The sequence below is a fragment of the Paenibacillus liaoningensis genome (assembly GCF_059609455.1).
Genome location: NZ_JCAALU010000033.1, coordinates 1 through 13,264, shown reverse-complemented (window position 1 = coordinate 13,264; position 13,264 = coordinate 1). Strand labels below are relative to the sequence as shown.

The 13,264-nt window shown below is 50.5% G+C and carries 14 protein-coding genes; 2 read left to right on the top strand and 12 right to left on the bottom strand.

Features of this window, described 5'->3' with window-relative positions; genetic code table 11:
* Positions 1 to 2 precede the first annotated feature (2 nt).
* From mltG to AC6B99_RS32455, 7 genes are all read right to left on the bottom strand, one after another.
* A complete protein-coding gene (gene mltG / locus AC6B99_RS32485; RefSeq protein WP_081418980.1) occupies positions 3 to 1,100 on the bottom strand; it encodes an endolytic transglycosylase MltG in 1,098 nt (365 codons plus the stop codon).
* 89 nt (positions 1,101 to 1,189) lie between these two features.
* Positions 1,190 to 1,504 (bottom strand): DUF1292 domain-containing protein, encoded by a 315-nt coding sequence (locus AC6B99_RS32480; RefSeq protein ID WP_496665094.1) that lies wholly within the window; start codon positions 1,502 to 1,504, stop codon positions 1,190 to 1,192.
* Positions 1,504 to 1,800 (bottom strand): DUF1292 domain-containing protein, encoded by a 297-nt coding sequence (locus AC6B99_RS32475; protein WP_046234390.1) that lies wholly within the window; start codon positions 1,798 to 1,800, stop codon positions 1,504 to 1,506. Before AC6B99_RS32475 ends, AC6B99_RS32480 begins: the two co-directional genes overlap by 1 nt.
* Before the next feature lie 54 nt (positions 1,801 to 1,854).
* Positions 1,855 to 2,271 (bottom strand): Holliday junction resolvase RuvX, encoded by a 417-nt coding sequence (gene ruvX / locus AC6B99_RS32470; protein WP_056040037.1) that lies wholly within the window; start codon positions 2,269 to 2,271, stop codon positions 1,855 to 1,857.
* Positions 2,272 to 2,292: 21 nt separating this feature from the next.
* Positions 2,293 to 2,556, bottom strand: coding sequence for an IreB family regulatory phosphoprotein (locus AC6B99_RS32465; RefSeq protein ID WP_056040153.1), 264 nt, complete (start codon positions 2,554 to 2,556; stop codon positions 2,293 to 2,295).
* A 59-nt stretch (positions 2,557 to 2,615) separates the two neighbouring features.
* Entirely contained in the window at positions 2,616 to 5,249 is a 2,634-nt protein-coding gene (alaS, locus tag AC6B99_RS32460; protein WP_099521230.1) for an alanine--tRNA ligase, read from the bottom strand.
* A 599-nt stretch (positions 5,250 to 5,848) separates the two neighbouring features.
* Positions 5,849 to 6,919 (bottom strand): AI-2E family transporter, encoded by a 1,071-nt coding sequence (locus tag AC6B99_RS32455; RefSeq protein ID WP_056040033.1) that lies wholly within the window; start codon positions 6,917 to 6,919, stop codon positions 5,849 to 5,851.
* Between the two features lie 405 nt (positions 6,920 to 7,324).
* Between AC6B99_RS32455 and AC6B99_RS32450 the strand changes: the two genes are divergently transcribed.
* Entirely contained in the window at positions 7,325 to 8,683 is a 1,359-nt protein-coding gene (locus tag AC6B99_RS32450) for an Nramp family divalent metal transporter (RefSeq protein WP_056040031.1), read from the top strand.
* A gap of 27 nt (positions 8,684 to 8,710) precedes the next feature.
* On the opposite strand, the gene AC6B99_RS32445 is transcribed toward AC6B99_RS32450, so the two are convergent.
* The 5 genes from AC6B99_RS32445 to cymR all read right to left on the bottom strand — a co-directional run bounded on the left by AC6B99_RS32445 (position 8,711) and on the right by cymR (position 11,672).
* Complete coding sequence (locus tag AC6B99_RS32445) at positions 8,711 to 9,226, bottom strand: HEAT repeat domain-containing protein (protein ID WP_056040030.1); 516 nt, start codon at positions 9,224 to 9,226, stop codon at positions 8,711 to 8,713.
* A gap of 97 nt (positions 9,227 to 9,323) precedes the next feature.
* Positions 9,324 to 9,521 (bottom strand): YrzR-like zinc ribbon domain, encoded by a 198-nt coding sequence (locus tag AC6B99_RS32440; RefSeq protein WP_046234401.1) that lies wholly within the window; start codon positions 9,519 to 9,521, stop codon positions 9,324 to 9,326.
* 3 nt (positions 9,522 to 9,524) lie between these two features.
* Positions 9,525 to 10,070, bottom strand: a complete 546-nt coding sequence (locus tag AC6B99_RS32435; RefSeq protein WP_056040027.1) for a PRC-barrel domain-containing protein — start codon at positions 10,068 to 10,070, stop codon at positions 9,525 to 9,527.
* A gap of 15 nt (positions 10,071 to 10,085) precedes the next feature.
* A complete protein-coding gene (locus tag AC6B99_RS32430) occupies positions 10,086 to 11,231 on the bottom strand; it encodes an IscS subfamily cysteine desulfurase (protein WP_494883153.1) in 1,146 nt (381 codons plus the stop codon).
* A 21-nt stretch (positions 11,232 to 11,252) separates the two neighbouring features.
* A complete protein-coding gene (cymR, locus tag AC6B99_RS32425; RefSeq protein WP_056040023.1) occupies positions 11,253 to 11,672 on the bottom strand; it encodes a cysteine metabolism transcriptional regulator CymR in 420 nt (139 codons plus the stop codon).
* A 218-nt stretch (positions 11,673 to 11,890) separates the two neighbouring features.
* On the opposite strand from cymR, the gene mnmA reads away from it, so the two are divergent.
* Positions 11,891 to 13,027 (top strand): tRNA 2-thiouridine(34) synthase MnmA, encoded by a 1,137-nt coding sequence (gene mnmA, locus AC6B99_RS32420; RefSeq protein WP_496665093.1) that lies wholly within the window; start codon positions 11,891 to 11,893, stop codon positions 13,025 to 13,027.
* Positions 13,028 to 13,264: the final 237 nt, after the last annotated feature.

Sequence of the window (13,264 nt, the reverse complement as noted above, 5' to 3'; positions counted from 1 at the left end):
CCTTACTTAGACTGCGCAGTCTTGTTGCTGTTGGCAATATTATTGTTATGCTCGCTAAAGGTTTTAGCAAACAGATGCTGTCCGGTTCCATCTTTCTTGGTTACATAGAAAAAATATTCCGTTTCCTGCGGATAAAGCGCCGCTTTAATCGAGCTAAGGCTTGGGGCCGCAATCGGTCCCGGCGGGAGCCCATCTACCAAATAGGTGTTATAAGGGCTGTCAACTTTGAGATCCTTATTATATAAGCGTTCCTTCGGCTTATCGAGTGCGTATTGCACCGTTGCATCTATTTGAAGCTTCATTGGCTTGTTCAGGCGATTATAAATAACGCTCGCAACGATTGGACGCTCCTCGTCAACGACCACCTCGCGCTCGACCAGAGATGCAATCGTAAGCAGCTGATGAATCGTCAGCTTGCGTTTCTCCAGCTGAATCGTCCAATCATTCGGAAGCTGGTCAAGCTTGACATCAAGCTCGGAAATCATACGGTTCAATATTTCCTGCTCCGTGCTGCCCTTCTTCATTTCGTACGTTTCTGGAAACAAATAACCTTCCAGCCGGTGGTGCAGCTTGGCGTCAGCTGAAATTTCATTGACCGCCTCCGCATTCGTCCACGTTTGCTGCTTATCGGCCAGCTCCAAAAATTTATCCTTGTCGATCAGCTTCTCTTCCGCCAGCTTATCGGCAATTTGCAGCACCGTAAGCCCCTCTGGAATCGTAAACCGGATCGTCTCCTGCTTGACGGTGCTGCCGCTGTTCAGCATAGCGATGACATCTGCCTTATCCATGCCGGGATTCATCGAATAGGTGCCTGCTTGGAATTTGCCGCCTTCTTTCTCCAGCTTCAAATAATACTTAAAGATTAGGGCATTTTTAATAATCCCTTCCTCCTGAAGCACATCGGAAATTTGGCTCGCTGAGGCGTTGTTCGGAATGACAATCTGCTTGGCCTCTGCCGTCTTAGTTGGCTCTAATTGAAGCCACAAATAAATAAATGCGCCGCCCACCACTGTAGTGATAACGCCTAAAATGCTTAAAAATACGTAAAAAGCGATACGAACCTTGCTAGGCCTAGATGACTGCCTCTTTGCGTTGTCCAACCTGCTTTCCTCCTAATTCCCCAATACGTCGAGAAAAAGAGCGGTGTGCACCGCTCCTTTTCTCGATGTATACGTATAATAAAGCTTGCTTAAGGTCGCTCATCGCCAGCGAATAACAAATCGTCATAAGCTTCAGACACCAGTTCCCATTCTTCATCATCCTCAATCGTTTCCAGCTCCGGCTCTTGGCCAGCTTCGCCAATGACGCGGAAAAGCTCCACTTCATCCTCGCCCTTCATCGCTTCCGACTGAAGCGCTGCATAAACGTAGGAGCCGAGCTTAAACTCGGCCTTGATGACGAAGGTTTCCATAACGCCGCCGCCCGCGAGCAGCTCGATTTGAGGACCGAAGGCTTCCCGCAGCCGCTCAAGCGGCTGCGGGATCAGTACCTCGCCTTGATCCATTAATTTTCTTCCTCCAATTCGCCGAGAAGCGTATTAAACGTCTCCTCCACGATGTTCCATTCTTCTTCATCTTCAATCGTGTACAGCTTAAGATCGTCGCCATCTTCCTCATAGCGGAAGGCGTAGACCTCATCTTCCTCTTCGCTCTCACCAACGAGCGGAACGACCATCATATATTTCTGATCAGAGCCATCCACTTCAAACTTCATGATGACTTCGAATTCTTCTTCATTGCCGTCTTCATCCGGAATATAAATAATTTCCGGCTCTTCGAACTGCATATCATCCTTTGTCATCTTAACCCTCACCTTTTCGTTTTGTGCATTGCGCCAAAATAGCTTTCGCTCCTGTTAACGCAAGCCCTTAGAATCGAGATAATTTTGTAAAATGAGCGTTGCCGCCATTTTGTCCACTACCAGCTTTCGCTTCTTACGGCTGACATCCGCTTCTATGAGAGTACGCTCTGCGGCTACAGTAGTCAACCGTTCGTCCCAAAGGTGAACAGGCAAGTGTAGTTTCTGTCGAAGCTGCTCTGCGAATTCAATACTAATTTCGCCTCGCGGACCGATGGTGTTATTCATGTTTTTCGGTAGTCCCAAGACGATTTCACTAACCTCATACTGCTGCGCCAATTCGGCAAGCCGATCCAATTCGCCATTGTCACGGCGCTTCTTCACGACCTCGAGCCCTTGCGCAGTCCAGCCAAAAGGATCGCTTACCGCAACACCAATGTTGCGATCGCCGTAATCGAGTCCCATTGTTCTCATTGCTTGTCCGGCTCCTGACTATTATGTTTTCTTATTGTTCAAATAAAACCGGACAAGCTCTTCAATGAGTTCATCGCGTTCCTTCTTGCGAATCAGGCTCCTGGCGTTGTTGTGCCGCGGAATATACGCGGGATCACCGGAGAGCAAATAGCCTACAATCTGATTAATCGGATTGTACTCTTTCTCCAGAAGTGCCTCATGCACAGACAGCAAAATGTCCTGTGAGGAGGTTTCCAAACTTTCCGGCAACACATCAAACTTCATCGTTTTGTCCATGGAACTCATCGCCAGCACCTCGCTTTCCAACTACATTTCAATGAGATTACTATCGATACACATTCCTATCATATCACATTTGCTTGGGCGAGAACCAGTTCTTCCGCAAGTTTCAGTGCTTCTTCCAATTTGGAAGCGTCCTTGCCGCCAGCCTGCGCCATATCAGGACGGCCACCGCCGCTGCCGCCGCACACTGCTGCTGCTTCTTTAATAATTTTGCCAGCGTGAAGACCCTTCTTCACCAAATCAGCCGATACCGACGCTACGAGGCTGACTTTATCCTCTTGAACAGCGCCAAGAATAATGACGGCGGAAGGCAGCTTCAGCTTCAGCTCATCAGAAATGCCGCGCAGCGCGTCCATTGATGGCGCATTTACTTGAGCGCTAAGCACAGTAATTTCGCCAATCTGCTTCGCTTGCTGCTCCAGCGAGCCTGCTTCGATCCGGCTCAGCTTAGCTTGCAGCGATTCGTTCTCGCGGCCAAGCTCCTTCACCTGCGCATGCAGCGCTTCGATACGCTTAGGCACATCCCCATTGCTCGATTTCAGCAATGCTGCTGCTTGCCCCAGCAAATCAAGCTGGCTTTCCGTATAGCTGTAAGCGTGACGGCCTGTAACAGCTTCAATCCGGCGCACGCCGGAACCAATGCCGCTTTCGCTGATCAGCTTGAACACGCCGATTTGCGAAGTGCTGGCTACGTGACAGCCGCCGCAAAGCTCAAGGCTGTAGTCGCCGACTTGCACGACGCGGACGACATCGCCGTATTTTTCACCAAACAAGGCCATTGCGCCCATTTCCTTCGCTTCTGCAAGCGACTTGTTCGTAATGGTCACATCGGTGCTGTTCCAAATTTGTTCATTTACACGGCGCTCGATTTCAACAAGCTCCTCATCGGTAATGCTGCCAAAATGGGAGAAGTCAAAGCGCAGACGCTCCGCTTCCACAAGGGAACCCGCCTGGTTGACATGAGTGCCCAACACTTCCTTGAGCGCTTTATGCAGCAAATGGGTTGCCGTGTGGTTTTTAATGACGTCCTCACGAACCGCTTTCGCTACAGCCGCCTGCACTTTCTCGCCAGTCTTAACGGTTCCCGATACCACGAGCGCATGATGCACGCTTTGGCCATGCGGCGCTTTCGTCACGTCTTTCACTTGCAGCGAGAAGCCTTGGCCCGAAATAATGCCGCGGTCGCCAATTTGTCCGCCGCTCTCCGCATAGAACGGGGTACGGTCAAGCAGCACAAACACTTCGCTGCCTTCGCCTGCGCTGTCAATCAGCGCGTCCTCTTGCACGATCGCCGTAATCGTCGATTCAATTACCAATTCATTATAGCCAACAAATTCGCTTTTAACCGTGAATTCGCCGAGTGCGCCGCCTTGAATCTTCATGCCGCCCGTGTCCTGGCGAGCTGCCCGCGCGCGTTCACGCTGCGCTTCCATAGCTGCGTCGAAGCCTGCACGGTCAACGGTCAAGCCATTTTCCGCTGCAAAATCCTCCGTCAGGTCAAACGGGAAGCCATACGTATCATACAGGCGGAATGCATCCTCGCCGCCGATTTCCTTGCCGCCTGCTGCGCGCGCCGTGTCGACAAGCGTCGTGAGCAATGCCAGACCGTCGGATAGCGTTTCGTGGAAACGTTCTTCCTCTGTACGAATAACCTTCTCAATAAATTCGCGTTTGGATACAACCTCGTCGTAGTACACGCCCATCACTTCCCCGACAGTAGCGGTCAGCTCATGCAGGAATGGACGGTCGATGCCGATCGTTTTTCCGTAACGAACCGCTCTGCGAAGCAAACGGCGAATAATATAGCCGCGTCCTTCATTAGAAGGCATAACGCCGTCGCCAACAGCGAAAGCAACCGTACGAATGTGGTCAGCGATTACTTTCAGCGCCACATCATGCTCATCGTTCACATGATATTTTACGCCAGCAAGCTCGCATGTACGCTCAATAATAGGCATGAACAGGTCGGTATCAAAGTTCGAATCGACATCCTGCAAAATCGAAGCGAAACGCTCCAGGCCCGCGCCTGTATCGATGTTTTTGTTTGGAAGCGGCGTATAGCTGCCATCCTTGTTATGGTTGAATTGCGAGAATACGAGGTTCCATACTTCCAAGAAACGCTCGTTTTCGCCGCCCGGCCAGCATTCTGGATCGTTCAAATCACCGTATTTGTCGCCGCGGTCATAGAAAATTTCCGTACATGGTCCGCATGGGCCTTCGCCGATATCCCAGAAGTTTTCATCCAGCTTGTAGATGCGCTCCTCTGGCAGGCCGATTTTTTTGTTCCAGAACGCGTATGCTTCCTCATCCTCTGGGTAAACCGTAACCGACAGGCGTTCTGGATCGAAGCCGATCCACTCCTTGCCCGTTAGAAACTCCCATGCCCACGTAATCGCTTCTTCCTTGAAATAATCGCCGATGGAGAAATTGCCGAGCATTTCAAAAAAAGTATGGTGGCGGCGCGTTTTGCCGACATTTTCAATATCGTTGGTACGAATGCATTTCTGCGAATTCGTAATCCGCGGGTTTTCCGGAATGACCCGTCCGTCAAAATAAGCTTTCAGCGGCGCCATGCCTGCGTTAATCCATAGCAGCGATGGATCGTTGTGCGGCACGAGCGATGCGCTCGGCTCGATCGTATGTCCTTTGCTTTCAAAAAAAGCGAGCCATTTTGCCCGAATTTCACTAGCCTTCATAGTTGATACGCCTCCAATAAGTTTCATTAATTTGCCCCTGCATTTTGCGGCCAAACCTGCTTTAAAACATCAAAAAGTCCCTGTCAGTTATGACAGGGACGAAAACTCGCGGTACCACCCTGGTTATCGCCGGCATAAGCCTTGCCCTATTTCTAGCGGCACAGCCTTGCAGCAGCAATCTCCTCGTATGGACGATAACGGGTCCTCCCGGTGAAGTTCATTCACACTCCGAAAGCAGCTTTCAGCCATCCTTCGCCATAAAAGCTCTTGCAGCCAACGCCGATTAACGGCGAAGAAGCTTCATCTCTGATTGGCGGTCTATAGCTTACTTCTTTTTCATCAACGATTTCCATTTAAAATATAAGAATTTATAAGTTTTGCACTTATACATAGGCTTATATTTCTCCGACAAAGCTCTTCGCTCGTCCCAGAAGGACGACGAAGTCGTTTTTGCTTTAAATATAAGAATTTATAAGTTTCACTTTTATAAATGGGCTTATATTTCATCGCGAAACGGAAGCTCTGCCTCCAAAGGACGACGAAAGCCGTTTACGCTTGAGTTGTACTAAAAATGAGTATATCGGCAGCAAGGCCTGCTGTCAAATAATCTTTCGCCGCACATAATAAGCAAACATATGCTGGACGATGACCTTAAGCGCTGCGAAAATCGGAACGGCGAGAATCATCCCCGCAACGCCCGCGACCTCTCCTCCGACCAGCAGGGCGAAAATAATCGCCAGCGGATGCATATGCAGCGTCCTCCCCACCACCTGAGGAGAAATGATGTTGCCCTCTAAAATTTGGCACAGCGTATTGATTACGGCGACGAGAATCATCATTTTGACCGATATGGTCGAGGCCATCAGAATTGCCGGAATCGCCCCCAGAAACGGGCCCAAGTAGGGAATAATGTTCGTAATGGCGACAATGCCGGCAAGCAGCAGCGCATATTCCATTCCAATGATCGTGTAGCCGATATAGGCGAGCACGCCGACGATCAGGCAGACCAGAAACTGCCCGCGTATGTAGCTGCCGAGCGCCGAGTCGATATCCTTCATCAGCCGAACGGTGTTTTGGCGATGCGATTTGGGTACATATGTAATGATCGTCCGCTCAAACACCTCAAAATCCTTCAAAATGTAAAACGCCAGAAACGGCACAATAAAGGCAATAAACACCGTATTCAGCACCGACCCAATATTGTTGATAAAATGGATCAGCGTTTCCGACAGCTTCCGCTCCATATGGAGCAGCGACTGGTTCATGCCATCGCGCAGGCTGTCCGGCAAAAACGACGTATTGTTAATGTCGGTCACCAGATTTTGCGCCTTAATCGTCAGGTCCGGCACCCGCTCGTTGAGCTCCTGCACCTGCATCGCAAGCATTGGAATGACATTGACAAGCAAGACGGTCAGCGCTGTGAAAAATACCGTATAGATGAGCAGCACCGCCATCGTTCGCGGAACTTTACGTTCATGCAGCATCGTCACTACCGGGTTCAGCACGTATGAAATAATCATGGCAACGATAAATGGCGCAAGTATCGCCTTGAGGAAAAAATAAATATTCATAAACATCGGCTTGACCAATATGAGCAAATACAGCGCCAGCAAGCCTAGAATTACATAGACCAACCACACAAACAGACGGCTTTTTGTGAACCGTTCCACTTTCCCTCACCCCCGCTCGCTTACCAAGGTGAAACGGCTGTCGCCGTCCTTTGACGGCGGCTGCGCGTTTCAGTCCGAGAAATATAAGTCCATTTATAAGTGTGAAGCTTATAAATTCTTATATTTCAAAAAAGGCCCCTAGGCCAATCTGCTACAGTATATGTACAAGCGGGGAAAATCATCCATGGTCATTGTAGAATCTCACTTGGAAGCGGGGAGCAAGCTAAATAGAGGTCGTTTTTTCATCATACAAAATTTTCTTATCATTGACATATTGGGCTTTGAGCAGGGACAGGCCTGAGCACTTTTCCATTGACAAAAATGTTTCCCAGGCGCAATATTGTTTCATATCACAAACAAATGAGACAGCTCCAACATCTGAGTGTTAACGAAAGAAGGGTTTTTATGAGCACACAGTCCGATCAACTGGATAAAAAGTCTGGCTGGCTCCGCGCGAGTGGAAGTGTCAGCCTTGAAGAAGTGAATTCCTCTATTCATATACCGAAAAATGCAAGCGACTTTCGCAAATTTCTCGCCTTCGCTGGCCCCGGCATGCTGGTCGCCGTCGGATATATTGACCCCGGCAACTGGGCAACGTCCATTGCGGGCGGCGCACGGTTCGGCTATACGCTGCTTGCCGTTATTCTTATCGCTAATTTAATTGCGATTTTGCTGCAAAACCTGTCGGCAAGGCTCGGCATCGTGACCGGCCGCGATCTTGCCCAAGCGACCCGCGACTCCGTCGGCATCAAGGGCGCTGTCATCCTATGGCTGCTCGCCGAGCTTGCCATTATCGCGACCGATCTGGCCGAGGTTATCGGCTCCGCCATCGCGCTGAATTTGCTCTTCGGCCTGCCCTTAATCGGCGGCATTCTCATTACGACGCTAGATGTTTTTTTGCTGCTGCTCTTGCAGAAGAAAGGCTTCAGGCTTATTGAATCGCTCATCATTGTACTGATGGCTACGATATTCGGGGTATTTGTGTTCGAGGTCATTATTTCGCGGCCGGATATATCAGCGGTGCTTTCCGGGTATGTACCTAAGTTTGAAATCGTGAGCAGCCCAGCTATGCTTTTCGTATCCCTTGGCATCCTTGGCGCAACGGTTATGCCGCATAATCTGTATTTGCATTCCTCCATCATTCAGACGAGAAAATATGAACGGACGGAAACGGGGCGCCGGGAGGCGATTAAATATTCCCAATGGGATTCCGGCGTTTCGCTTACGATTGCTTTTCTGATTAATTCCAGCATTTTGATTTTAGGGGCCGCAGCCTTTTATGGAACTGGCCTCAATGTAACAGAAATCGAAGGCGCCTATCAGCTGCTTAGCCCAACGCTTGGCGTCAGCATTGCCAGCACCTTATTTGCCGTTGCCTTGCTCGCTTCAGGCCAAAGCTCAACGATTACGGGAACTTTAACGGGGCAAATCGTGATGGAGGGTTTTATTAAATTTACGATCCCCTCTTGGCTGCGCCGTATTGTGACACGTTTGCTAGCTGTCATTCCAGCCCTCATCGTCACTTGGCTGTTCGGCACGCGCGGAACGGGAGAGCTGCTGCTGTGGAGCCAGGTCGTTCTCAGCTTGCAGCTTCCCTTCGCCATTATTCCGCTCGTGCTGTTCACAAGCAGCCGCACCAAAATGGGCGTGTTCGCCAACAAGCCTTGGGTCAAAGTGCTGGCCTGGCTATGCGTCGGCGTTATTACAGCGCTAAACCTGTTCCTTGTGCTTTATTTATTCGCCACTGGGCATGAGCTAGGGTAATAAGCGGCTCAACCCAGCGGCCTTCCTTTATTCTGGCTCCACGCGATTAGCCGATATCCAGTCTAGTGCTTCCTTTGCTGCGGAAGCCTCTACCGGGGTATCCGGCTTTTTTTGTGCTTGCTCCAGTCTTTCAAGAACAGAGTCATCCACTAAAGCCGGACTAATAATCGACAACGCCCATGCTGCCCAGAAGCTCGGCTTCTCTTGATTTTGCTTATCTGTCCAGATCTGCTGGAGCGGTTTAACGCTTTCGCTCCCTATTCGAACCAAGGTCAATGCGGCGGCCATACGCAGCTTCTCATTGTCTTCATCAAGCAGCGCCGCAACCTGTTCAGCCGCAGCTCCAGACAGCGGGCCCAGCTCGCCGAGCACAATAACCAGCATCGTGCGCACAGGATCTTTTGCAGCCCGCAGCTGCACAAGCAGCTCGGGCACGATTTTTCCGCCTTCGTTTTTCAGCGCCTGAATCGCTGCAAGCGCATCTAGCGGATTTTCGCTTGCGAGCTTCGCTATTTGTGCCTGCACCTCATTTATTTCGGCCACTTTAACACCTCCTCGCCCTTCCAATTTCATTAAAAAAGAGAACAGTCAAATGACTGTTCCCTTCTAATTGTATGTCAGTATGCAACCATGCATAACACTAGGTTGCATGGATTTGTGGCATTTCATCTTCAAAAAACAGATCATCAAGTGAACTAAGCGTCCCGTCTTCCTCCACTTGGTACACGGACATCTTCTCTCCGTTGACGGTCAGTTCAATGAAGCAGCCCCAGCAATAAAATTGATGGGAACCTATTTTTCCTATATCTTTCGAATTGCAGTTGGGACATCTCATCATCTTTCATTTCTCCCTATTCTCCGAATTGGAAGCTGCGACAGGCTCCAATTCTGCTTCACTGACAGCAGGAACGATAATCGCGTCTTCCCCGAGCAGCACGGCATCTGAATCCTCGGGAGCTCTGAGCCACTTGCGCCCTTCCATCAGATCCGATATAAAACCGTCCGTAAGCTCAAAGCCTACTATTGGTGTACCCATAAATGGATGAAAATAAACGTCCGATACTTGTCCAAGCATCACGCCGTGTATGGTCACCATAGGCATACCCTTGAGCTGTACTTTACTGGTGCAAAACGTTCTGCCCAGCTGCTCAAGCTTTGTTTTCTGCACAGCTGCTTCGTCGGAAATAATAATCGCGTCTACGCCGCATGTCAGCACCGCATTCCAGCTCACCGTCTTGACGACATTAGCGAACCAGCCGCTGCTTTCGAGCACGAGACCTGTAACGTTCCAGTGGGAGTCAAAAATCGCATCCTTGATCGTACCTTCGCGCTTGCCGGAATGAATGACCAGCACGGGCAGACCGATCAATTGCTGTAGTTTAATCACGGCCGGGGAAGCCTCCTAGGCGTTATTACGGATGCGCTGCACAATCGTTGCAACTTTTTGCGCTGCGGCACCCAGTTCCTCCTTAGTATTCCCCAATCCGAAGCTGAATCTTACGGCGGAAGCCAGCCTTTCCTCCGGCAGCTTCATCGCCCGCAAAACGTGGGAACGCTCCAGCGCCCCTGATGTGCAGGCCGATCCGCTTGCCGCTGCAATACCTGCCATATCGAGATTCATCAGCATCGTCTCGGTATCGACACCGATAAAGCTGATGTTGACGATATGCGGAAGCATCTGCTCCGCCGCGCCATTGATGACGATATTTATATCCACATTTTTCCTAAGCAGCTCTACCCATTCCATACGAAGCTCGTTTAGAAAATGTTGCTTGTTTTGCGCTTCGTTCACACAAATTTCAACAGCTTTAGCGAAACCGGCAATGCCGGCGACATTTTCAGTACCCGCACGGCGCTTGCGCTCTTGTGATCCGCCCTGCGAGGTCGCCTCAAATGGGGTGCCGGCAGCGATATATAACGCGCCAACCCCTTGCGGGCCATTGATTTTGTGGGCGGAAAAGCTCATCAAATCGACCGGCAGCTCATTCAGCTCATAATGGGAAGTCCCCAAAGCTTGCACAGCATCGACATGAAAAATAACGCCTCGCTCATGTGCCAGGCGCCCGATGTCTTCAATCGGCTGCAAACTTCCTACCTCATTATTGCCGTGCATAATGCTAATAAGCGCCGTATTTGGCTTTATAGCCGCAGCCACATCAGCAAGCGATACTTGTCCATGCTCGTCAACGGGCAGCAGCGTCAGCTCGAAGCCTTCGCGCTCAAGCGCTTCGCAGGGATGCAGCACCGCATGATGCTCAGCTTCTGATGTAATGATGTGGTTTTTGCCTTGCAGCGCCAGCGCGCGGACAACACCTTTAATCGCCATATTGTTGCTCTCCGTGCCGCCGGACGTAAATACTAGCTCAGCAGGCTTGCAGCCGATAGCGGCAGCGATCTGGTCGCGAGAGCGGTTAATATGCTGCCGCGCCGCGCGTCCGAAGGCATGCATGCTCGATGCATTGCCTCCCGGACCCTGCATCACTTCCAGCATCGCGCGCGCGACATCTGGATGCATTGGCGTCGTTGCGGCATGATCGAAATAGTGCATAGCTTGTCTAGCTCCTTCTATTTAAATGTAGAACATGTAGCTGTCTGCTTTGCCTGGATCCTGGAAGCTGACCATGTCCTTAAGCGTAGTCGAGTCTAGTACGGAGGCGATGCTGTCGCGAATACGCAGCCACAGATCACGCTTCGCCGGGTCATCCTCTTCGGTGAAATCGACTGGGGAAATCGGGCCTTCCAGTACGCGAATGACATCTCCAGCTGTAATATGCTCAGGCTCCTTGGACAAAATGTAGCCGCCATAGGCGCCGCGAATGCTTTTCACAAGTCCGGCGTTGCGAAGCGGGGCAACGAGCTGCTCCAAATAATGCTCGGACAAGCTATTGCGTTCCGCTATGCTTTTCAAAGAGATCGGTCCTTCGCCAAATTTTCCTGCAAGCTCCATCATTATCGTGAGGCCGTAACGGCCTTTGGTTGATATTTTCATAAAAGGGCACCTCGTTTTCATTAGTTGTGTTGCCTTAAGCAGCCATGACCGAGTTTAAATCATGGTATTCCCATATAGCTTATATGTTAGCATATAGTACAAGGAACATGCGAGAAAAGCTTGTCATTCTTCGTAAAAAAGTTTTTTGTGCAGCGATAAATGTATGCTACAATGAGAGATACTCGTTTTAGAGTTTGAATACAAGGCGGTGTAAGCAAATGGCAAAATCCAAACAAGAAACTAGAGTCGTTGTCGGCATGTCCGGTGGCGTAGACTCTTCTGTAACCGCACTGCTGCTGAAGCAGGAAGGTTATGATGTTGTCGGCATTTTCATGAAAAACTGGGATGATACCGATGAATTTGGTCACTGCACAGCAGAGGAAGACGCGGAAGACGTTCGCCGCGTATGCGACCAGATCGGCATTCCGTATTATACGGTTAATTTTGAGAAGCAATATTTCGATAAAGTATTCACTTATTTTCTCGATGAATACAAGCGCGGCCGTACGCCGAATCCCGACGTCATGTGCAACCGGGAAATCAAGTTCGGCGATTTTCTCAAAAAAGCAAATGAGCTGGGCGCCGACTACTTGGCGACAGGCCATTACGCGCGCGTAGAACGTACGCCGGATGGCGAGACGAAGCTGCTGCGCGGCGTGGACAGCAACAAGGACCAAACTTATTTCCTCAGCGCGCTGAACCAGAAGCAGCTCGCGAAGGCAATGTTCCCGATTGGGCATCTCCCGAAGCCAGAGGTAAGACGGCTTGCTGAAGAGGCAGGCTTGTACACCGCGAAGAAAAAAGACAGCACGGGCGTCTGCTTCATCGGCGAGCGCAACTTCAAGGAATTTCTGAGCGGCTATTTGCCAGCGCAGAGGGGCGACATGGTCGACATTCGCAGCGGTGAAGTCAAAGGCAAGCATGACGGCCTGATGTATTATACGCTTGGACAGCGCCAAGGCCTTGGCATTGGCGGCTCCGGCAATGGCGAGCCATGGTTTGTTGCGGACAAAGACCTTGAGCGCAACATTTTGTATGTGGTGCAAGGCGAGCAGCATCCGAGCATGTATTCGACTGGGCTAATTGCCAGCGGCATGAACTGGATTGCGCCAGAGCTGCCGGAAGGTCCTTTTCGCTGCACAGCCAAGTTCCGCTATCGCCAAGCAGACCAAGGCGTTACCGTGACACCTGGCGCTGACGGAACGGCACATATTGCGTTTGACCAGCCGCAAAAGGCAATTACGCCTGGCCAAGCCGTCGTACTCTATGATGGCGATGTTTGCCTAGCAGGCGGAACCATCGATATCGTAGAGAAGATTGAAGTCGACGAAGCCGCATTCCTCGCCGCTCGTTAAGTATTTCCAGCTTGCATGGCTAGATGCTAGGTGCATATGACCTAACAACATTAGCACGACGCAATAAACTCAGATTAAGACAATAAGCTACGGCAAGGAACCTTTCCACCGATGGGCGTCGCCCGGAGTAAAATGTACCCCTTGTAAAGGACAATTAAAAAAAGGTTAGGCCACTTCAAGCTGCTGTCTGTATCGTGCAGGCGGCAGCTTATTTAAGTTCCATTGACCTCGATAATG